At 58.5% G+C, this 20,277-nt stretch carries 13 protein-coding genes; 2 read left to right on the forward strand and 11 right to left on the reverse strand.

Features of this window, described 5'->3' with window-relative positions; translation table 11 throughout:
• Positions 1-31: 31 nt before the first annotated feature.
• From QEH57_RS10180 to QEH57_RS10215, 8 genes are all read right to left on the reverse strand, one after another.
• A complete protein-coding gene (locus tag QEH57_RS10180) occupies positions 32-700 on the reverse strand; it encodes a 3'-5' exonuclease (protein WP_309006627.1) in 669 nt (222 codons plus the stop codon).
• On the reverse strand, positions 697-2,643 hold the full coding sequence (locus QEH57_RS10185; protein WP_309006628.1) for a DUF294 nucleotidyltransferase-like domain-containing protein: 1,947 nt from the start codon (positions 2,641-2,643) through the stop codon (positions 697-699). Before QEH57_RS10185 ends, QEH57_RS10180 begins: the two co-directional genes overlap by 4 nt.
• A 64-nt stretch (positions 2,644-2,707) precedes the next feature.
• A complete protein-coding gene (locus QEH57_RS10190; protein ID WP_309006629.1) occupies positions 2,708-4,537 on the reverse strand; it encodes a family 43 glycosylhydrolase in 1,830 nt (609 codons plus the stop codon).
• Between the two features lie 8 nt (positions 4,538-4,545).
• Complete coding sequence (locus QEH57_RS10195; protein WP_309006630.1) at positions 4,546-6,951, reverse strand: glycoside hydrolase family 88 protein; 2,406 nt, start codon at positions 6,949-6,951, stop codon at positions 4,546-4,548.
• Positions 6,952-7,033: 82 nt separating this feature from the next.
• Positions 7,034-9,442 (reverse strand): glycoside hydrolase family 2 TIM barrel-domain containing protein, encoded by a 2,409-nt coding sequence (locus QEH57_RS10200; protein ID WP_309006631.1) that lies wholly within the window; start codon positions 9,440-9,442, stop codon positions 7,034-7,036.
• Positions 9,443-9,548: 106 nt separating this feature from the next.
• Positions 9,549-12,677, reverse strand: a complete 3,129-nt coding sequence (locus tag QEH57_RS10205; RefSeq protein ID WP_309006632.1) for a glycoside hydrolase family 2 TIM barrel-domain containing protein — start codon at positions 12,675-12,677, stop codon at positions 9,549-9,551.
• Positions 12,678-12,940: 263 nt separating this feature from the next.
• Entirely contained in the window at positions 12,941-13,975 is a 1,035-nt protein-coding gene (locus tag QEH57_RS10210; RefSeq protein ID WP_309006633.1) for a glycoside hydrolase family 43 protein, read from the reverse strand.
• A gap of 164 nt (positions 13,976-14,139) precedes the next feature.
• A complete protein-coding gene (locus tag QEH57_RS10215; RefSeq protein WP_309006634.1) occupies positions 14,140-14,943 on the reverse strand; it encodes an SDR family oxidoreductase in 804 nt (267 codons plus the stop codon).
• A 130-nt stretch (positions 14,944-15,073) separates the two neighbouring features.
• On the opposite strand from QEH57_RS10215, the gene QEH57_RS10220 reads away from it, so the two are divergent.
• Both QEH57_RS10220 and QEH57_RS24965 read left to right on the forward strand, forming a co-directional pair.
• A complete protein-coding gene (locus QEH57_RS10220; protein WP_309006635.1) occupies positions 15,074-16,813 on the forward strand; it encodes an AarF/UbiB family protein in 1,740 nt (579 codons plus the stop codon).
• Positions 16,814-16,862: 49 nt separating this feature from the next.
• A complete protein-coding gene (locus QEH57_RS24965) occupies positions 16,863-17,003 on the forward strand; it encodes an entericidin A/B family lipoprotein (protein WP_343224768.1) in 141 nt (46 codons plus the stop codon).
• Positions 17,004-17,268: 265 nt separating this feature from the next.
• On the opposite strand, the gene QEH57_RS10225 is transcribed toward QEH57_RS24965, so the two are convergent.
• The 3 genes from QEH57_RS10225 to QEH57_RS10235 all read right to left on the reverse strand — a co-directional run bounded on the left by QEH57_RS10225 (position 17,269) and on the right by QEH57_RS10235 (position 20,268).
• Positions 17,269-17,880: a hypothetical protein gene (locus tag QEH57_RS10225; protein WP_309006636.1), complete on the reverse strand. Its 612-nt coding sequence runs from the start codon at positions 17,878-17,880 to the stop codon at positions 17,269-17,271.
• Positions 17,881-17,929: 49 nt separating this feature from the next.
• On the reverse strand, positions 17,930-18,568 hold the full coding sequence (locus tag QEH57_RS10230; RefSeq protein ID WP_309006637.1) for a mechanosensitive ion channel family protein: 639 nt from the start codon (positions 18,566-18,568) through the stop codon (positions 17,930-17,932).
• A gap of 653 nt (positions 18,569-19,221) precedes the next feature.
• Positions 19,222-20,268: a transporter substrate-binding domain-containing protein gene (locus tag QEH57_RS10235; protein ID WP_309006638.1), complete on the reverse strand. Its 1,047-nt coding sequence runs from the start codon at positions 20,266-20,268 to the stop codon at positions 19,222-19,224.
• Positions 20,269-20,277: the final 9 nt, after the last annotated feature.

Raw genomic sequence — 20,277 nt, forward strand, 5'->3', positions numbered from 1 at the left:
GTGGATACTCGAGTTTGGCTGTGTTTATCCGTTAAGGCAGGTCGCCTAGCTGGACGGGACGATCGAGGCGCCGGCTAAGGCGGGCGCATAGGTTAAGGAAAAGAAGTCCGGTGGTATAGGCGTCGCCGAGGGCGGTATGGCGTTCGAGGGAAGGGATGTTGAGGTGGAGGCAGAGTTCGTCGAGGGAGGGAGGACGCTGGTTCGGGTAGCCGGTTCGTTTGAAGGTGGCAAGCTCTTGCATGGCGAGGTGCCCGGTGTCCACCACTCGATTTTTCAGGGGAATGCGGAAGTGGCGTTTGCTCGCTTCGGAAAGCATGGCGATATCGAAGTTGATGTGGTGGCCAACGATGATGGCGTCTTGCAGTTCCTCGAAGAATTCCGCAAGGACCTCTCTCTCCGGGATGCCGTTCCTCGATTCCGAAGGAAGGATTCCGTGGACTTGGACTGCCTCGTTGATGACGGAGGTCTCTCGGTAGATGGTCCAGCTGCGGGCGCTGTCGATGGCGATTTGCAGCTTCTCGATTTTTAGGAGGCCGAGGGTGAGGAGCCGGTCGAAGCCGACTCGGAAGCCCGTGGTTTCGGCGTCGAGCACTACGATGGGGAGTTCGCGGATCTCTCGCTTCTCGCGTCGCTGGTCCGGCTTGCAGGAAAGGTAGCGCAAGGCGACTGGATCTTTGGGACGGGAGAACGGCCAGATCATGAAATGCGTGGGTCGAGGTGGAAGGTCCTACGAACGGCTTGCTGGGTCATGCGCACGACGTCGAAGATGTTGGAGAGTTGGGCCCGGTCGAGCTTGCTCAGCTTGGAGGGCGTGATGTAGCGGCCGGAGTCGTGGCGTTCCAGGCCGGTGAGGTTGCGCAGCTGCAGGAGGAAGTCGTAGGCGCCGTAGGCGTGTTGGGCGATCTCTCGGAGTTCCGGTACTGCCTCGCCCAATTCCTCGAGGCGTCCGCCGGTGGAGTGGTGGCTGGTCAAGTTGTATTGGATGGCGAATACGCGGGCGGCGTCTCGCAGCGGAGAGAGGGCTTTGGCCTTGATGTCGAATTCTCCGACGTTGCTGCCTTTCTTTTCTACGAGGAATTTTCCGAAGAAGCTGAGCGGGGGTGGGGTGGCGACTGCGATTTCGGCGAAGCGTCGGAGCAGGAACGCGTTTTTGGCGGCGATGGAGAAGAGGGATTTCCTGAGGTCGAGGCAAAGCGAGCGCTTGCCTTCTACGAATCGCATGTCGAGCAGGATGCTCGCCCGAAGGACGTCTTCTCCGTTTTCGATGTTTACCTTAGCCATTTCGTTCGCCCATTCCGTTTCGCTGCGGCACCAGCGAGGGTTGGAGCTCATGACCCCTCCTTGGCAGCGGGCGAAACCGCAGGCCACGAACTTGTCGATGACGGAGCTATTGAAGGCCAGCAGCTCATTGCGGATTGCTTCATCCTTGGCTGGGTCGCCGGTAGAGGCGAAGACCATGGCGTTATCCATATCGGTCCGCAGGATTTGCTCGCGCCGCCCATCGCTGCCGATGCTCATCCAGGCCCAGTCCACCTGGGGGAGCTCCTTGCCGCTATCGGCTAGCTCTTCTAGGGTGAGGGCGATCAGGCGTTCGATGAGGACATCGTTGAGCTCCGCGAAAATTTGCCCGACGAGGATGCCCGATACTTTTGCTTCCAGGTAGCTTTTGCCTACGAGTTCGATTTCGTCGCAGATTTCGCGAAGCCGCGAAACGGTGCGAGCGCGGCGGATTTGGTTGAGGAAAAAGGCGGGGTGGCGGCTGGTGCGGGCGAGCAGGTCCTTGTAGGTGCAGACGTCGAGGGCTTTGGACTCGGGAGTGCCGTCCTCGGTCACGCAGACGAGACTGATCCGCTGGCGCAGCATCAGGAGGATGGCGGCCGCGGCGCTGGATTCGGGAGCGACGGTATGCACGGGGCCGCTTATCAAGGACTTGACGGGGGAAGAGGCGGATCCGCCCGCGACGACGATTTCCTTTAGCAGATTGATGCTGGTCACGATGCCGAGCGGGTGGCGGCGATCGTCGACGACGAGGATGGAGGGGACGCGTTTCGCCACCATCATGGCGGTGGCGACTTCGAGCGATTCGTCTGGAAGGCAGGTGAGCAGGCGATCGAGGGGCCGGGGCTTTACCAGTTGGGCCCCTTCGAAGTAGGACTCAAGGATTGTACGTTTTCCTTGGATACGGGCTTCATCGGGCACGCTGACTTTTCCGCCTACGCGGGTTGCCCAGAAAAGGTGGCGGCGAACGTAGTTGCGAGCGGTGTCGTTGAACTCGATCAGCTTGAGGAATCGCTCCGCCTCGATGGCGTAGAGGAGGCAATCCTCGGCGACGCTAGCGGTGACTCGATGGGGCGAGGTTTCGAGTACGGCGGTCAATCCAATGAGGTCGCCGATATCCCTGACGTCGACGAGTTCGCTTTTTCCTTCGTTGGCCCAGTAGTACTCTATGCGCCCGTTTTCGAGGAAGAATAGGTCTTTGGGCGGCGGGTCGCCTTGTTCGAAGAGCGTGTCTCCGGAGACGAGGGCGCGTACCCGCGCCTTGCTGGCGAGCTCGAATACCTCGTCGGTGCCGAGGTGCGAGAAGGGCGGGTATTTCGCTAGGGAAGCGGCGATGCGGTTTGGGATGACGTTGGGGGTGGTCACCCTTTGTTTGAAGCGATAAGGGATTGTCTCCGCAATACGTTTATCGGTCCACTTCGCCGGATTGCTATTTGGCTAGGGTTATGGGCTCTCCGCGGTCGCCGGCTTGGAATGCGGGCTGCATGGGGTCAATCGGGAGAATGTTGCCATCTTCGTCGAACTCCATGCGGGCGATGCAAGTTTCGCGTTTGTAGCCGCCACCGCCTGGTACGGCGTGGCGGTGGTAGGCGACGTACCATCGGTCGGTGCCGGGCACGTTGACGATGCTGTGGTGAGCGGTGCCTTGGGCTGCTCCGTTTTGGCGGAGCACGATGAAGTCCTCTTCGTTTTCTGGACTGACGACGGGCCCGTATGGAGAATCGGATACGCCCCAGCCGACGCGATAGTCGGGACTGCGGGCATCGTCGATGGACCACATGAAATAGTATTTTCCGTTTCGTTTGAAGACGGCGATGCCTTCTCGGAAATCGCGCAGAGGGAACTCGACGGGGTCGCCGTCGAATGAAACCATGTCTTCGTTGAGTCGATACACGGTAGGGGTTCCGTTGCCGAAATAGAGGTAGGGCTGGTCGTCGTCGTCGATGAAGGCGAAGGGATCGATGCTGAAGGTTTTTATCTTTTCGTTGTCGACGAGGGGACGGCCGAGGGCGTCCTTGAAGGGGCCGGTGGGAGAGTCGCTGACGGCGACGCCGATGTTGTGTTCGCCGCAGAAGTAGAAGTAGTACTTGCCCTTGTATTCGATGCAGTCGGGAGCCCAGGCTTTGTTGTTGGCCCAGCTAACGTCTTTGCGGAGGTCTAGGAAGACGTTTTCCTTCTTCCAGTCGACGAGGTTGGGGGAAGACCAGACGGCGAACTCTTTGGTGTTCCAGTAGGGGCGGTCAGAGGTCGGGTATATGTAGTACTTGTCGCCGAAGGCCCGGATGGCGGGATCGGCGGTAAACTCTCCCTGCAGGGCTGGCGCGGGCGCGGCGGATGCGGCTTCGGCGAGCAGCGACTGGGCGAGAGCGGATGGGACGGAGAAGATGGAGCCGTGGCGCTGTCCTTCGGGAACTGCTACATCGTAGGCAGTGGGGGCCCACTGCATCCAGTCCTTGCTGGCGCGGGCTCCGTAGCGGTGGTTCACGTAGTAGTCGAAAAGGACAAGTATTTCGTCTCCGGTATTCACCACGGTGGGCCCTTCCGCTTGCTCGCCGGCGAGGATTGGAGTCGGTAGCTGCTGGTAGGGGCCGCGAAGTTGTTTGGCCTTGGCTACGCGGATGGCTCCGTAGGCTTTGTTTTCTTGGTCGTCGGTTTCTTTGTAGATGGCGTAGTAGGATTCGTCCTGTTTGATGATAGTTGTATCGATATTGCTGATACCTGGGTTGAAGAGGATCTTGGGAGCGCTGAAGGTTTCGAAGTCGGTGGTCGTCGAGTAATAGGCGAGGAATTCTGGGATGTCCTTTGTTTCGTGATCGATGGCGGAGGACCAAACGATTTGGTAGCAATGGTTTTTTTCGTCGAAATAGATTTCAGGTGCCCAGCAGAGTTTGGCTCCGGGCAGGTTTTGCATGAGCGGGAGGAAGCGTTGCGGGGACCAGTTCCTCAGGTCTTGCGACTTCGCGTATCCGATTCCTAGGTCGCTCCAACCGCTGGTCCAAACCGCATGGTAGTAGCCGTCGGGGCCTCTGAGGATATGCGGGTCGCGCATGAGGCCGGAGCCGACTTCTGGCGTAAGGTAGATGGTGTCGAGGTCGGTCCAGTCTTTTGCATCATGAGAGTAGGCGAGGTGCAAGCCGTCGCCATTGTCCCGAAAGGAAGTCAAGAGGTAGGTGCTGTCTTCCGCTGGGGCGCTGGCGAGCAGGGCGGTAGCGAAAGTGGATGCAAGCGCGAGTAGCGTTGTCGTTGGGTGTTTGCTCATTGGAGTTTCTATTTCTGTATGATGCCGACGACGGCTGTTTGGTAGTCTTCGTAGTGGGTGTAGCGCCCTTGGAGCCACAGCGCCATCTGCTCGAAATCATGGCCTCTTGGTACGACGGGGCGTATGTTGTCGACTTGGGCGTCGTGGGTGAGCTGCTCGAAGCGCCAGGTTCCAGATTCGTGTACTCCTCGGTAGATCTGGTATCGTCCGGTGTCGTTTGCTCGGCCGGTCTCGGGGTCAACATCCGCAGAGAGGTAGATCTGGCGTGTGTTTTGAGGATCGATGGCGATTCCTCCGGCGTAGTGTTCTTCGCGGTCGTAGAGGTGGGTGCCTGCGTAGGCTATTTGGCTTTGGTTCCAAGTTTTGGATACGGAATCCCAGCGAGCGATGCGGTAGCGGAGGTCGTTGCCAATCTCGTGGTCCACGGAGTTTATGAATGCGGCGACGGGGTGCCCGCTTTCGTCGTATTCAAGATCCCATACCCAGCCTCTTCCGGCTTCGCTTCCGGAGTAAATGAGAGTGGCGTCCGAGGGGAGAAGGGGCTGCTCCTTTACTGCTTGGAGGCTCCGGATCAGGGTGCCGTCGCTTTTGTGGAATGCTTCGTTTTGGTAGTAGATGTGGTAGACGTTGTTCCGCGGATCCTTGCGGGGGTGGGCGTCGGTGAATATGAGGTCGATGCGGTCCTTGCCATTGTTAGCGTACTTGACGTAGGGGCGGGTACGGTCGTTTCCGGATCGGACGAGTTCGATCGGTTCGCTCCAGGTTTGACCTTCGTCCTCGGAGATTAGGAGGGTGGGATTCCAGCCGACGCAGCGCATGAAGTTGAATACGCGCCCGTTTTCGGCGGAGAGTTGTACGAGGTTGTTGTAGGTGGTTTTTGCGGGGGCGGGGATGGCGGATTCCGCGGCCCAGTCGACGGTGCGCCAATGGTCGGGGCCTTTTTTGGTGCCGTGGCGGGTGTACCAGACGGGCTCGAGATGGTGCTTGGAGTAGGCGGCGAGCAGCTTGCCGGACTCGAGTTGGAGAAGGGCGGGGTTGTTATGGTCGTCCTTGCTTTGCCAGGAGCTCAGGGGAGTTTGTTGGTAGATGAATGGGCTTTGGGTGAGAAGGGTGCTGTAGTAGTCGACGCGACTGGTGCCTTGGGAATCGATGGAACCGATATAGAGCCCTGCTCCGTCGTAGAGAACCCGTTCGTCGTTGAACCAGGTCCATGCCCCGTCGCGGGCGAGCAGCTTGATTTCGTAGGGCGGTTCCAGCGCGGCGAAGTCGCTTGCGTCGAGGTCCATGGAGTAGAGTTCGCTGGCGGCGAGGAGGAAGGCGCCGTGGGCGTAGTCTACGGAGTCGCTCGGTCGGACGTGGGCGGGGCCGCCTGCGACGAGTTGGGCGTAGCCGAGGCGGCCGTCGGTGTTGACGCATCCGACGAGGCCTTCCCAGGCTTTGAGGGCGACGGGCAGGTAGGCCTGAGGCTCGAGGTATCCGCGGTTGATGCCTGCGAGCAGGCCGTAGGTGAAGAAGGAAGTGCCGCTGCTTTCCTTCATGGGTTTCCAGCTTGGTTCGTTAAGGCTGGAGCGCCACATGCCGTCTTCTTGCTGCAGCGCGACGAGGGAGCGGGTCATTTGTAGGTAGAGATCGATGTAGTCAGGGCGACGTGGATCGTCGGCGGGTAGGTGGTCGAGGGTACGTATCAATCCGGCGTATACCCAGCCGTTGCCGCGGGACCAGAAGACGGGCTTTCCGTCAGGGGTCTTTTTGTCGAAATAGGTTTCGTCGCGAAAGAAGAGTCCATTTTCCTCGCTGTAGAGGTAGGCGACGGTGTCCCAGTAGAAGTTGTGGAGGAGGTCGAGGTAGCGCGTGTCTCCGGTGGCTGAATACATGCGAGCGAGAACGGGAGGGGCCATGTAGAGCGCGTCGCACCACCACCAGACGTTTCGCCCGATAAAGGGGCGAGGCTCGCCGCGCCAGAGAGCGTGCCCGAGCTCGTGGTGGGCGATCGTTTTTTTGGAGAAATAGGCTTCGAGGGCCTTGGCGGTGTCGGCGATCATTTGCGGGTCTCTTTCGTCGATGAAGACGTCAAGGAAGGTTTGGGCGGCGCAGATGTCGTCGGCAAAGAAGTGTTGGTCGGACAGGGTCCACCCTGCGGCTTCGCACCAGGCTTTCGCTTTGTCGCGAAAGCTTGGATCTTCGGTGGCCTGGTAGGCTGCGTAGAGTCCGGTGTAGTAGGTGCCGACCTTCCAGTCGGTTTCGATTTGTCCGCCAAATTCGCGTTCCTGGAAGTCGGCGACGCGTTGCATTATTTCCTTAACGGCTGCGGGGCGGGCTAGGATCTGATGGGCTGCGTTGATCGTTTCGGCGCTGGCGCTGAGGAGGGAAATGCAAGTTGAGACTGCGGCGGTGAAAAAGGGTAGCGTTCGCATGATGGTTCTGGGGGTTGGTAAGGTGGGCGGCGAGTCTTGGCGCTGCGGTGCGGTTTGTTAAGCGTTTCTTTCGATGTTACGACTAGCGGCTTACGTCGAAGGTGAGGGTGGAGCTGGGCAGGCCTGGGGCTGCGAACTCGACTTGGATGTTTCCGTGGTCTTCGGTGGCTTGGATGTAAGCGACGAGGTAACCGCGCTTGGTTGCGGCTTGGTTGTCTCGATGGTTTTCGGAAGCGTCGTGCGAAGCGTTTTCAAGTCCAAGCAGCCTACCGGCGCCCGCTACGGTGCAGGTAATGGTCTGGTCGTCTCCGTAGACTCGTCGCCCTAGCGAGTCTACGAGCGAAACGGCAACCACCGATACCGCATACGTGCCAGCTAGAGGTTCGCTGAGAACCTCCGTTTTTATGGCAGCGACTTGTCCGTCCGGGCGGATAGTGTCGGTCGCTATCTTTTGGCCGTTTGCGTAGGCGACGACTTTCAGTTCGCCCGCCTGGTAAGGAATGTCCCAGTGGATGATGGCGCTCTGCGAATCGTATGGCTTTCGTTCGCCTACGGTTTTCCCGTCGAGGAGCAGTTCGGCTTCCTCGCCGTTGGTGTAGCAGACGACGCGGACGATTTGCCCGGGCTGGTAATTCCAGTTTCGGCCGGCGTCCATGGAGAGGTAGGTGGTATTTGGATACGAGCCAAGGTAGGCGACGGGCTTTTCTGACCAGAGGGCGCGGCGGAAGTGACCGCGTGGTTTTATCTGGTTTGCAAGATCGACCATGCCGGTAGTGAAGCCACGGGAGGGCCAGGGACCGGACTCGCCGAGGTAATCGAAGCCGGTCCAGATGAATTGCCCGAAGATAAAGCCGTTGTTGGCGACGGATTTCCAGGCCGCTAGGTCATGTCGGGTCTCGCTGCCGTAGAGGACGCGTTCGGGGTAGGTTTCGTGGTCTTTAGCGTAGCGGTATTCGGTGTAATTGTATCCGACTATGTCCAAGGTTTCCGGATACGCCGTTTCGTTGGACATGACAGCTCCGGCGAGGGCTGCGGTGACGGGGCGGGAAGTATCGTGTCGGCGAACGACGGCGGCGAGACGCTTAGCGATGTCGCCAAGGCGTTCGGCGTGGGGTTGGTCTTTTTGGTACCCGGCGACGTGTTGTTGGCCGATGCCTTCCTCGTCGAGGACGGGGTGGCTGTAGGGGTCGTTGGGATAGTCGACTTCGTTGCCGATGCTCCACATGATGATGGAGGGGTGGTTTCGGTCCCGCTTGACCATGGCTTCCAGGTCTCGCTCGCCCCATTCGTGGAAGAAGTCGGCAGCGCCTTGGAAACCGGGTTCGCCTTTGTTCCAGCCTTCGATCCATTTCTTTTTAGGATATTCCCACTCGTCGAACGCTTCGTCCATGACGAGAAAGCCCATTTCGTCGCAGAGGTCGTAGAGGTCTGTTGCTTGCGGGTTGTGGCTCATGCGGATGCCGTTGACTCCGATTTCTTTGAGGCTTCGCAGTCGTTCGCGCCAGACAGCTTTGGGGACGGCGGCTCCGAGCACTCCGGCGTCGTGGTGGATACAGACGCCTTTTATCTTCATGTTTTGCCCGTTGAGGGCGAAGCCTTGCTCCGGGTCGAAATGGAGCGCGCGTATGCCGACGCGGGTAGCGCTTTCGTCGATGAGCTTGCCGTTATCGGTAAGGCGGGACTCCAGTCGGTAGAGCTGGGGCTGGGCGACGCTCCAGAGTCGGGCGTTTGCTACTTCCAGGGTGGTGGTGAAGGCGCTTTGGCTGTCAGCCTCTACGGTGAGATCGATCGTTTCGCTGGCGACGCGTTTTCCGTCGGGATCGATAAGGGTGTGCTCGAGAGCCAGCTTGCCGCGAGCTTGATGGAGGTGGTTTTCTATGGAGGAACTGATGCTTAGGGCCGCGTTGCCTGTGGGGTCGACGGTGGCCTGGTAGTGGATTCCCCAGAGGGCGAAATGTATTTGCTTTGCGGTGACAAGGTGTACGGGACGGTAGATGCCCGAGCCTGTGTACCAACGCGAGTCGGCGGAGCGGCTATGGTCGACGCGGACGCTGATCTGATTGCTTCCGCTGGTTTCGAGGTAGGGGGTGATGTCGTAGAGAAAGGAAACGTATCCGTTGGGTCGTTCTCCGACGAGGGTGCCGTTAACGTAGACTTGGCTGCGGTTGTAGACGCCTTCGAAGTAGAGGTAGCGCCTCTGCTCGGCGTTCGTCTCGATTTCGAGTTCGGTGTGGTACCAGCCGATGCCGCCGGGCAGGTATCCGGTACAGCTGGCGTTGTCAGGGTGCGCTGGATACTCGACGCTCCAATCGTGGGGGACGATGACGGGGCGCCAATCCTGTTCGCTCGCATCTAGGTTTAGCGGTGAAACGTCGTCGCTAAGGCTAAATTGCCATTCGCTGATTTGCTTCGACTGGCCGAATCCTTGGGCGAAGGAATGGGAATTGAAGGCGAGGCAGGCGAAGGCGAGAGCGATGTTCTTGATCGGCATTTGCTTACTTTGTTCTGTGGGAAAAATGCAAAGGGGCTACGGTTTCGCGTAGCCCTTTGTTTTGTAGGAGGAGCTTTCTTTTGGCCCCCTCCGCTTCTAGGCTAGCTTAGTTCTGGATTGGGGAGATTTTGTAGCGGTACGACAGGTCTTGCGGGGCGATGAGGTACTGCTGGTGTTGCCGGTAGCCCCAACTGTTGTCGCCGCCGACCCCCATTTGGGAGTGATCGACATTGAGGCTGACGAGCGGTCGCCTTTCGATATCGCTCGTCTTGCGCTGGGCCTTTTCGAGGCCGGGATCGAAGTCGGCTTCGTATTGATGGCGAGCGTTGAAGCCGAAGGGGCGGTCGATGGCTCGAATGGAGATGCCCTTGCCTTGTTCGTTGACGAGGGTGAGTTCGCGAATGTCGGTTCTGTATCCGTTTTCTTGGGGCCGACCGTATGCGTGGAGGAGTTCGTCGACGCTCGAAGAGTATTCGCCGATGAAGGCGGCTGTTTTGCGATCCGAGTAGTTTTCGAAGGGACCGCGTCCGTACCAGCTGGCCTTGGCGAACTCTTCTTGGAGTATGAGGTTGTTTCCGAAACGCGGAAGGTCGGGGAGATCGGAGGAAAGTCCGGCGAGGTGGTTCTCCACGAGAATGGATCCGTCGCCAAAAACTGTATACACGATATCGAGCTCGGCGTCTACGGAGCTAAGGCGATGCGTGGCGGAGAGGCGGATCGTCCCGTCGGCTAGTTTCTCGTGGGAGAAGTTCGCGAGTTCGGAGGACTCGGTCGCTTGTTTCCAGACCGCGTGCGTTTTGGGCATATGGTAGCCGAAGTCGTTATCGGTGGGCGCTCTCCAGAAGTTCGGCTTGAGGCCTTCCTTCAGGATTTGTTGCTCTGAGTAGCTCAGGGCGGAGAGGGCGCCGCTTTGCGTGTCGAAGCGAGCTTCGAAGCTTGGGCCGGAGACGATGAGCTCGTTTCCGTTTCGTTGGAGACTGGGTACGGGAGAGGAAGGGGAAGGGCTGGGAGCGGCTAGATGGGGGGCGGTGAGGGCGAATTGTTCGCGAGCGAGTTCGTAGCCTTCCGGAAGGAGAGGCTTTTTGACTCTCAGGGTCGCGGAGAGGTTTAGCAGGTATTCGCCATCGTTTTCGTCGATGTTTGGCGTATTCAGTTTTACGCGACGAGAGGCGCCGGGCTCGATATCGAGGATGGGGAGTTCCTCGCTGGCGACGGGTTTTCCGTTTTTGAGCAAGGTCCAGGCGATTGCGAAGTCGGAGAGGGGGGTGAAGTCGTAGCCGTTGGCGATTTCCAGGCTTTGGGAGTTCGGATCGTAGTCGCGGAATTTGATGAACTGGTAGACTTTCTTGACCTCGTGGAGGGAGGGGTGCGGGGTGCGGTCCGCACTGATAAGGCCGTTGAGGCAGAAGTTTTGGTCGTGCTGCAGGTGTTCTCCGCCGAGGTGGCCTCCGTAGGCCCAGAAGAGCTTTCCGTTTTCGTCGTGGGCGAGCAGGCCTTGGTCGACCCAGTCCCAAATGAAGCCGCCTTGCATGATGTCGTAGGATTCGATGACATCCCAGTAGTCTTGGAGGTTGCCGACGCTATTGCCCATGGCGTGGGAGTATTCGCACTGGATAAGGGGGCGTTTGGGATTGTTTTCAGCGTAGTCGATCATGTCTTGGATTCTCCAATACATGGGGACTTGCAGGTCGGAGTTGGAGTAGTGGGTGGCTCCTTCGTATTGGACGGGGCGAGTGTCTTGCACCTTTTTCAGCCAGTCGTAGGCGGCGAATTGGTTTTGCCCGTTTCCGGCTTCGTTGCCGAGGGACCAGATAATGATGGAGGGATGGTTCTTGGAGCGCTCGTACATGCGCTGGGTACGGTCGAGGAAGGCGCCCTTCCATTCGGGAAGGTAGGCGGGATGGATGGATTCGTCGAACTGGCCTTGGTTGGTCGTGCCCATGCCGTGCACTTCGATGTTCGCTTCGTCGACGACGTAGAAGCCGAGGCGATCGCAGAGGGTGTAGAAGAGGTCTTCCTTGGGATAGTGGCTGCAACGGATGGCGTTGATGTTGTTTTCCTTCATCAGCTGGAGATCTTTCAGGGTGAAGGCTTGGTCCATGACGTGTCCGGTGACTGGATGATGGTCGTGCAGGTTGACGCCCTTGAGGTAGACTGCCTTGCCGTTGACCAGGAGTTGGGTATCCTTGATTTCGATACGGCGAAAGCCTACGTCGAAGAAGGAGATTTCTGGGTCGCCGGTCTCTGGGGCGGCGATGACGGTGAGGGAGTAGAGCTCGGGGGTCTCGGCGGTCCACTTGCGCACTTGGGCGATGGTTTCGGCGAGCTTGAGCGTTTTTTGCCCTTTGGCTGGGATCTTCACGGTTTTGCGGAATTTGAGAAGCTCGTCCTTACCGTCGTTTAGGATAGCGGTGAGGGTGAGCTTTTGGGCTTTGCTGGCGCTGTTGGACAGCTCGAACTCGGTGGAGAACTTTCCGTTTTCGTAGGAATCGTCGAGGTCGGCGGCGATGGTGAGATCCTTGAGGGTAGCGGAGTTGGTGGCGTAGAGCCAGACGTCTCGTTCGATGCCGCTGAGGCGCCAGAAGTCCTGGTCTTCGATGTAGCTCGCGTCGGACCAGCGGTAGACTTCGAGGGCCAGAGTGTTGCTGCCTTCCTGGAGGTAGTCGTTGAGCTTGAACTCGGCTTCGGTCTTGCTGCCTTCGCTGTAGCCAACCTTTTGGCCGTTGATCCAGAGGTAGAAGGCGCTGCGCACGGCTCCGAAGCTGATGAAGATGTCCTTGCCGTCCCATTCTGTGGGTACGGTGAATTCGTGGCGGTAGCTGCCGACGGGGTTGTGGGAAGGGTCGATGTGCGGGGGATTCTTGGGGAAGGGATAGACTAGGTTGGTATAGATGGGGATGCCGTAGCCTTGCAGTTCCCAGTTGCTCGGTACGGGGATGGTGTCCCAAGAAGAGATGTCGTAGTTGGGGGCGTGGAAGCCGACGGGCCGATCGGCTGGTTTGGAAACCCAGTGGAATTTCCACTCGCCGTTGAGCGACCGGTAGTAGGACGAATCCGCCTTGGAGGAGGGCGAGGAGAGGTTGTCCGGCGCGAAGCGAGTCAGGTTCGCCTGCGGCGCCTCGCGGTTGACTTGGAAGATCTCCGGCGTGTCGAGTTCGCTGTTGCCGAAGCTGGAGCCGAGGCAGAGCGAGAAGGCGGTGGAAAGGGCAAGGAAGGTTTGGGAGGCTGTGGCCATTTGGAGGGTGTTCAGGGTTCTGAATCAGTTAAAGTCGGTAGGGCTTCCGAGCCGCAGGTCCGCGCGGAGGAGAACGGGTTTTCCCGCTGCGGGGCGGCGTTTGGGGGCGCGGCTCCGCAGTGGGTTCGGAAAACCATGAGTATCCAGCAGGATACAAAGTCCGCCGGTGAGCGTCCATCCCTCGAACAGGTGAAACTCGCAGGCGGGCGGGCTCTTTGCCGCGGCTAGCCAGCGGCTTTCGGGAAGCCTAGAGGCGCGGGGCGCTAGCGGGAGCTATGGCTGTCACCCCAGCGCTTTTCCAAGCGATCGAGCTCCTCTTGGTTCAGAGGGATGACGGAGCCGTGGCGGAAGTGGAAGGGAAACTGGAAGTTCTCGGCAGGCTCGAATTGGCCGGAGCTGAGATCCGAGGTGATGAAGGGCTGGTAGCCGGTGTTTTTCGAGTAGCGGTCCAGGATGAGGCACCAGCGGCCTGGCTGGCCTTGGCTGGGGGCGTCGAGGCGGTAGCATTCGGGCCCTTCGTAGCCTTGCAGGTGGGCGAGGGAGAAGTCGGGCAGGTCGGTCCATGGCCCGGAGAGGCGAGGGGCGGATTCCATGGTGATGCTCTTGAACTTTTCGTCCTTGGTGAAGCGGTAGTAGTTTTGTCCGTCGTTGATGATGGTGGTATCGATGACGGTGGTGGGTTTATCGATGAAGACGAAGGGGGCTCCGAAGGTTTTGAAGTCTTCAGTGCGGGCCGCCCAGATGCGGTGCTTGGCGAAGTCGTCCCGCCCGGTGGTGGAGGCCCAGAAGACGAGGTAGTTGCCCGCCTCTTCGTCGTAGATGGCTTCGGGGGCCCAAGTGCAGCCGGCGTCCTCGGGGGCCACGGGGATGAGGCGAGGCTCGGACCAATCGACGAGATTGGTGGACTCCCAGACGACGATGTTGTGGCTGCCTGAGGTGACGGCGCGTCTCCAATCCGGGTTCAGGTTGATGGAGAGGTCGGTGGCGACCATGAAGAATTTGGATCCGTCGTGGGAGCGCAGCAGATAGGGGTCGCGGACGCCTTTTTCACCTTGCTTGCTGACGAGGACGGGTTCGCCTCCGTTGAGCGCTTTCCAATTCTGGCCGTCGCGGCTGGTGGAGAAATAGATCTGTTCGGTGAGCGGCGTTTGCTCGCCCTTGAAGGTGGCGAAGAGATAGCCAGCGGGCGGAGCGGTGGAGCAGCCCGTGTTGGAGGCGAAGAGGCTAGTCGCGAGTAGGAGGGTCTTGAGGAATGCGGCTAAACATCGTTTTCCTTGGGTAAGACTGGTGGCGTTCATCGTGTATCTGTTAAATGGATATGAGGGCCGAGCGATGGGGGTGCGCCGGAAGGTGATGTTGCTAGTCCAGCTGCCAGTCTGTTGCGGGGCAAGCCGATCCGTATCACTCGATTGGGGGATATGGAGCAGTGGGGTGGCGAGCGACTTGCGAGTCGGCGGCGGCTCTAGGAGGTCCAGTTTTCCTGGAAGCTCGGGTAGAGGCTGAGGCCTCCGTCGATGCGGATGGTTTGGCCGGTGAGGTTCTTGGATTCGTCGCTCGCGAGGAAGAGTACGCAACGAGCGATTTCGGCAGGGTCGATGATGGTGCGGGTGGGGATCTGGTCTTTGGTTTCCTCCCGCGTCTGCTTGTCCTTAAGCTGGGGATTCATCTTCGTATAAACGGCTCCGGGGGCGATGGCGTTGATGCGGATGTTGCGGTCGGCGTATTCGAGGGCGAGGGTTCGAGTGAGGTTGCGTAGTCCACCCTTGGATACGGAGTAGGGAAGGAATCCGGGCTTGGGCACGTCCTCGTGGACGCTGCTGATGTTGACGATGCAGCCTTGGGGGCTGCGATTCTTGAGGAAGGCCTGCAGGGCGGACCGGCAGCAGAGGATGGGGCCCATCAGGTTGACCGCTAGTTCGAGCTTGATGCGGTCGGGGTCGAGCTCATGGGAAGGGCACTCGCTTTGGATGCCGGCGTTGTTGACGAGCAGGTCGAGGGGACCGAGGCGGTCTTCCACTTGTTTGAACATGGAAGCGGTTTCCTTCGGGCTGGAAACGTCGGCCTTGACCATGAGCAGGTCGGAGGTGGGCCGGCCCGCTACGGTGAGGAGCGTGCGGAGGTCGCGGGCGGTTTCGTCGCGCTTGGAATCCTCGGAGTGGTAGTTGACGGCGACTTTCGCTCCTGCTTCGAGAAGCGAGGTCGCGACCTTCTTGCCGATTCCGGAGGTGGCGCCTGTGACGAGCGCGATTTTGTCTTTGAATTTCATACAAGGATTTTGGGTTCGACTCCGGAGTGCATGATGCGCGCCGGGGTGCCGAGCCGGTAGGGAGGGAAGAGAAGCTGTGCGTTCTGCACTGTAATTGCAAAGAGTGGTGCATATTGCCTCTTGCTACAGCATGGTCTTTCGCCTTTCGGGAGCGATGTCGCTGCGGGAGCGAGGGGAAATGCGGAGCGCGGCGGGGCTGGCGCCCTTCCTGCGATTGGAGGGGTTCTATATGACCCTTTCTCCCAAGCACCTCGATTTATACCGCAAGATTGCCTGGCTATTCGTGAAGTACGCTCGTCCGGCGATCATCGAGCAAGCGAACTTCGGTTCGGAAGCGAAGGTCGACAAGGAAAGCGGGCAGGAAGACCCGGAGAAGTTCGCGAGTTCGCTGGAGGAGATGGGGCCGACCTTCGTGAAACTTGGCCAGCTGCTCTCGACCCGAAGCGATCTGCTTCCCAAGCGCTATATCGAAAGCCTGGAGCGATTGCAGGACGATGTGGATCCGCTGCCGCACGAAACGATCCGTGAAGCGTTCGAGAGCGATTTGAACGTTCGTATTTCCAAGGCCTTTAAACGTTTCGACGAGAAGCCGATCGCGTCCGCTTCGCTGGGGCAGGTGCATTATGCCGAACTGCGGGATGGAAAGAAGGTGGTTGTGAAGGTGCAGCGGCCGGGAGTGCGGGAGCGCATCAATTCGGATCTGGAGGCATTGCTGGCGATCGCCAACTACGCGGACGAGCATTCGGAGCTGGGACGCCGTTATCGCTTCTCCGGCATCATCGAGCAGTTTCAGCGCAGCATTACGGACGAGCTCGACTATAGCTTGGAGATGCAGAACCTGAGGAACTTGGGTCGCATCCTGGAGGACTTTCCGCAGCTCGTGGTGCCGCAGCCGATCGACGGATTCTGTAGCCGCAAGGTTTTGACGATGGAGCTGATCGACGGGGTGAAGGTCACGGACCTTTCCGGCGTGGCTATGACCGAGTTCGACGGCGAAGCGGTAGCGGAGGAAATGTTCAAGGCCTACTTGCATCAAGTTCTGGTGGAAGGATTTTATCATTCGGATCCGCACCCGGGGAACGTGCTGGTGACGCCGGACCGTCGGATCGCTTTGATCGATCTCGGCATGGTCGGGCGCCTGAGCGAGTCGATGCGGGACCGGCTTTTCGCCTTGTTGACCGCGATTTGCGAAAAGGATTCCGATCGGGTGTGCGAGGTGGCGATGAAAGTTTCGGATTCGCCCACGCACAGTCTTTCGCGGGCGGAGTTTACCAGCGAGATCGCCGATCTGCTGGGACGCGCTCACAATGCGGAAGTGAAGCAGCTGGAGTTCGGCTCCGTCTTGATGGACGTGATGAGGATTTGCTCCGAGCAAGGCTTGGCGATCCCGAGGGAATTGTCCCTGTTGGGAAAGACTTTGTTGAACTTGGACAGGGTGGCTATGGCGATCGCGCCCAGCTTCAACCCCAACGCCAGCATCGAGAGGAATCTGAATGCGATCGCCCGCAAGCGATCCTTCGACTCGCTCAAGCAGGGCGATTTGATGACCATGTTGCTGGAGTTCAAGGAGCTCTTGGCCCGTTCTCCGCAGCGGGTGAACGACATTCTGAGCGTGCTGGCGGAAAACCGTTTACGCATCGACGTGGATGCCGTCGACGAGGTGGCCTTGATCCAAGGCTTTCAGAAGATAGCGAACCGGATCGCCATGGGGGCCATCATCGGCGCCATGATCGTGGGCGCTTCCTTCATGATGGATATAGAATCGAAGTTCACTCTATTTGGTTATCCCGGTTTGCCGATGGGGATCATGATCGTAGCGGGAATCTTGGGAATCGGTTTTATGTGGAGCGTATTTCGCAACGACAAATGAGAGCTCCGGAAGGAGCCCTTCAGACGTTAAACTATAACAAACAATAACAATGAAAAAATCGTACTTAAAATATATTTTAGTGTCTTCACTTCTTGCTTCCCTGCTGGGCCTAGTGGGCTGCGGCACGGTGGATGGCGTGGGTAGAGACGTAGAAAATTTGGGTGAAGAGATCCAAGACGCTTCGAACTAGGCTTAGTCTGTTCAGTTGATTTAGTAATCAACCGCTAGTTGAACGAAGGCGCTGCGCGCACCGAGGGCTGTATGAGTCCGGCCCTCGGAAGCAGGGCCTTCGTTTTTTTTGTGTATTCAAGCGAGCGCGACGCGGCGCTGTGAGGCCGCGATCGACCATTGCAAATAGAGAAAGGGCTACGATAGCAATCGTAGCCCTGCAGGGTATTGTTTATAAGCTGTGGAAAAGCGGTAGCTTATAAACAATTCGATTCCCGACCGATTGATTAGCAGTACTGAGTCGTATCGACCCTGTTGGCTGCTGCGAGTTCGGGCGAGGCTTGAGAGCTGTTTTGCTCGGATGCGCGGCTCTCGTTTTCGAGTTCGAACTGATGGGCGGTAAGCACGCTTTCGAACGCGATCCGTTCGCGTATGATGAGAAAAGGGATGGGACTGGCTAGCCATTCGCTTTCGGCTTCTCGAGCGGCGCGTGCCTTGATTCTAGGCAGGGCCCGCTGCCTCAGCATGAGGCTCGTCGATTCGAGCTCCTGGATGGTTGCTCGTAGGCTGGTGGGAGTGTCGAGAATGTTCGAAAGTGGGGAAGTCGATCCGCTGAAGCAGCAGAGGAAGTGCAGCTTCAACTTTTCGGTTCCTTTATAAAGGTCGTTACACTTGGCGAAGCTGCGGAAGGTTTTGAGGTTTCGGTTGCAGGCCGCTATATAAAGCTTCAGGGAGGCCTTTCGCGAATCCCGGTAGGGAGTGGACGTTTTCAGTAGTTGCCTGGCGAGCTGTCTGGCGTGGAGGCAGAGGAGGATTGCTTGGTGCAGGTCTTTCTTCAGCGCGGCTTGATTCCGTGGCAGAAAGGAGGTTGTTTCGGGTGTGGGCGCGTATGGTCTCATTGGTGTTTCTGTTTGTGTTGTTCTAGAGGAGGGTGGAGCTAGCGGTCAGCTAGCGGGTGTGTGGGCGGTCGATGCCTTCTAGGTTTTGCTGGCTGTGGTCGGGCGTTTGGGCGGAATCGCTGTCCGGCTTTAGGGCGTCCGACTTCCCGTTGTCGCCGGGGCGTTTGGTGCTTTTTTGGAAAAATTGGTTGTTGGGAATGCGGAAGACGTCCCCGTTGTCGCGTCGCAAGGTGGTGAACATGAAGTTCACGTCGATGACGCGCCCGCTGATGTCGTCGCCGACAAGGCAAATATAGTCGCCTACCTTGAACGGCTTGAATCCCAGGAGGAAGAAGGTAGCGGATATGTTGCTCAGCACGCTCCAAACGGCGACGAAGCCAATGGCTACCAGGCCTAGGATGGTCGATATGAAGGTCCAGAAGTTCCCGATGGGAATGCCGTAGGCGGAAAGGATGAGCACTAGGGCGGCTAGGAAAACGCCGTAGCGAAGAACGAGGCGAACGGGGAGTAATGCCTGTTTGGATACGTGTTTCTTTTCCGCTCGGCCGATGGCTTTGGAGAGCAGGCTCCATATCAGGAGCGCGACGACCAGGATGATGACTGCGGTAATAGTGCCCGAGGTGAGCGCATGCCAATTGATATGGATATCGGGCAAGGACCAGGTGCTGTTTACGTTTTCTTCTTCCATCGGGACTTTGCTTTGCAGGTCGCGTGCCTTAGGGGCTTTCGGGGGGCAGTTTAGACGGATAAAATCGCATTATCTGTTTCCCGAGCTTTGGCTTTGAAACCTAGGGAAGAGGGCTCGCAATGTGCATCCGGTGGCGGTGCATTTTGCATATAAAATAGGCTCTGAGAGGGGCCCGATTTCCCGCATTTATCGATTTCCCCTCTGGGGATTAAAGTTGGCGCGGTATTAGCAAATAGAGGGAGTAGGTGTTGAGGAGCACCTACATACTACGATGCGACTGCGAAGTCAGTCGCAACGAAGGAAGGGACAAAAGGACGGCCCCGCTGGCATGCGGGGCCGTCTTCATTTTATAGAACCGGTAGCGGTGCAAAACAGTATCGGTCGTGCTGCTCCGGTGGCAAAAAGCCGTAGCAGGGAACTGGAGTTTAGAGAACGTATAGGCGTGCTGTGGGCGCCGCGGTCCGAGGACAGAATTAGGTCCTGCTCCGACTAGCGGAGCAGGACCTGGTTGAGAGAGGGGTCGCGCCCTTTCGAGCGATTTGCTCGGGGCCAAGAGCGTTTTGCGTTTAGTTAGTCTTACTGTGTGATGAGGGAAACGCGGCGTGCCCGGCGGTCCCGCCCTACCTTATGCGAATGATCAAACGAAAAATGCTCTAGTTTTCCTGTAGGCCGTAGCGTTCCCGAATGTTGGGAAGCTGGCCTGATTCGATAAATCTCAGGAGGGACTGGTTGATTTGCTCCTTCTGTTCCGGGGGGACGTTCAGGGCGATGGCGTAGTCCTGGGAGCGGAGATTGATGGGAAGGATGCGGATCGACTCGTCCTCGGGAAGGTAGTATTTAAGAAGGTCCTTGTCGTAGACGAGCGAGTTGATGGCCTTGCCTTGGAGCGCTTGGATCGCGTCGCCGATATTTGGATACGTTACCGGTTTCGCTCCTATTTCCCTCAAGTAGGCTTCGCTAGCGGTGCCGCCTAGGGTGCCGACCCGTCGACCCTCGAGGTCGTCGGCGGTTTCGATGGAGGAGCCCATGGAGTTGACCGTGAGCGAGGTGGCGATGGAGGCGGTGAAGCCGGAGATAACGATGATACTCGTAAACATCCAGATCAAGGCCACGATGCGGCCACCGAAGGTGACGGGTGCTTTGTCGCCGTAGCCGACGGTGGTCATGGTGACGGCGGACCACCAAAAGCCGTCACCGATGCCTTTCATGCGGCTGCCTCCGAATTGTTCGGGATTGGCCCGACGTTCGAAGAGCCAGATCGCGAAGCCCGCTGCCAGGAGCACTAGCAAAAGGGCGAAGAGGGCGGAGAAGAATTGCCAGGAGAAGAAGGCTTTTATCACCGCCCACCAGTTGAGGCCTTCGGACTCCGCTCTGGTTGCGATGCCGAGCCCTGATTTGTAGTAGCTATGGGAGAAATCCAGCGTTTTCTCCCGTTCGCTGGTGAGGGTGATGGCGGATACGGCAGCCTGGTAATTCCCGGCGGAAACGCCTTCAAGCATCTGGTTGAGGTCGGCTTCCTCGTAGGCGAAGTCGATGCCCGCGTCGGCCGCGACCCACTCCCAGATATCGATGGACACGCCCTCCCAATTCCCTTCGTCGTTCTTCATGGAGAAGGGGGGCGATTCCTTGGTAGCGACTCGGAAGTCTTGGGCGTGGCCGAATGGGGAGGCGAGGAGGGCGAGAAGGAGTACGAATCTCATGGGACAGCC

The sequence above is a fragment of the Pelagicoccus sp. SDUM812005 genome (assembly GCF_031127875.1).
In the GTDB taxonomy this organism is placed as follows: domain Bacteria; phylum Verrucomicrobiota; class Verrucomicrobiia; order Opitutales; family Opitutaceae; genus Pelagicoccus.

Excerpts from the sequence above, each read along its gene's own strand:
- QEH57_RS24965 (WP_343224768.1), top strand. The coding sequence starts at position 16,863 with ATGAAAAAATCGTACTTAAAATATATTTTAGTGTCTTCACTTCTTGCT.
- QEH57_RS10220 (WP_309006635.1), top strand. The coding sequence starts at position 15,074 with ATGGTCTTTCGCCTTTCGGGAGCGATGTCGCTGCGGGAGCGAGGGGAA.
- QEH57_RS10200 (WP_309006631.1), bottom strand. The coding sequence starts at position 9,442 with ATGCCGATCAAGAACATCGCTCTCGCCTTCGCCTGCCTCGCCTTCAAT.
- QEH57_RS10210 (WP_309006633.1), bottom strand. The coding sequence starts at position 13,975 with ATGAACGCCACCAGTCTTACCCAAGGAAAACGATGTTTAGCCGCATTC.
- QEH57_RS10215 (WP_309006634.1), bottom strand. The coding sequence starts at position 14,943 with ATGAAATTCAAAGACAAAATCGCGCTCGTCACAGGCGCCACCTCCGGA.
- QEH57_RS10235 (WP_309006638.1), bottom strand. The coding sequence starts at position 20,268 with ATGAGATTCGTACTCCTTCTCGCCCTCCTCGCCTCCCCATTCGGCCAC.
- QEH57_RS10180 (WP_309006627.1), bottom strand. The coding sequence starts at position 700 with ATGATCTGGCCGTTCTCCCGTCCCAAAGATCCAGTCGCCTTGCGCTAC.
- QEH57_RS10225 (WP_309006636.1), bottom strand. The coding sequence starts at position 17,880 with ATGAGACCATACGCGCCCACACCCGAAACAACCTCCTTTCTGCCACGG.
- QEH57_RS10230 (WP_309006637.1), bottom strand. The coding sequence starts at position 18,568 with ATGGAAGAAGAAAACGTAAACAGCACCTGGTCCTTGCCCGATATCCAT.
- QEH57_RS10195 (WP_309006630.1), bottom strand. The coding sequence starts at position 6,951 with ATGCGAACGCTACCCTTTTTCACCGCCGCAGTCTCAACTTGCATTTCC.
- QEH57_RS10190 (WP_309006629.1), bottom strand. The coding sequence starts at position 4,537 with ATGAGCAAACACCCAACGACAACGCTACTCGCGCTTGCATCCACTTTC.
- QEH57_RS10205 (WP_309006632.1), bottom strand. The coding sequence starts at position 12,677 with ATGGCCACAGCCTCCCAAACCTTCCTTGCCCTTTCCACCGCCTTCTCG.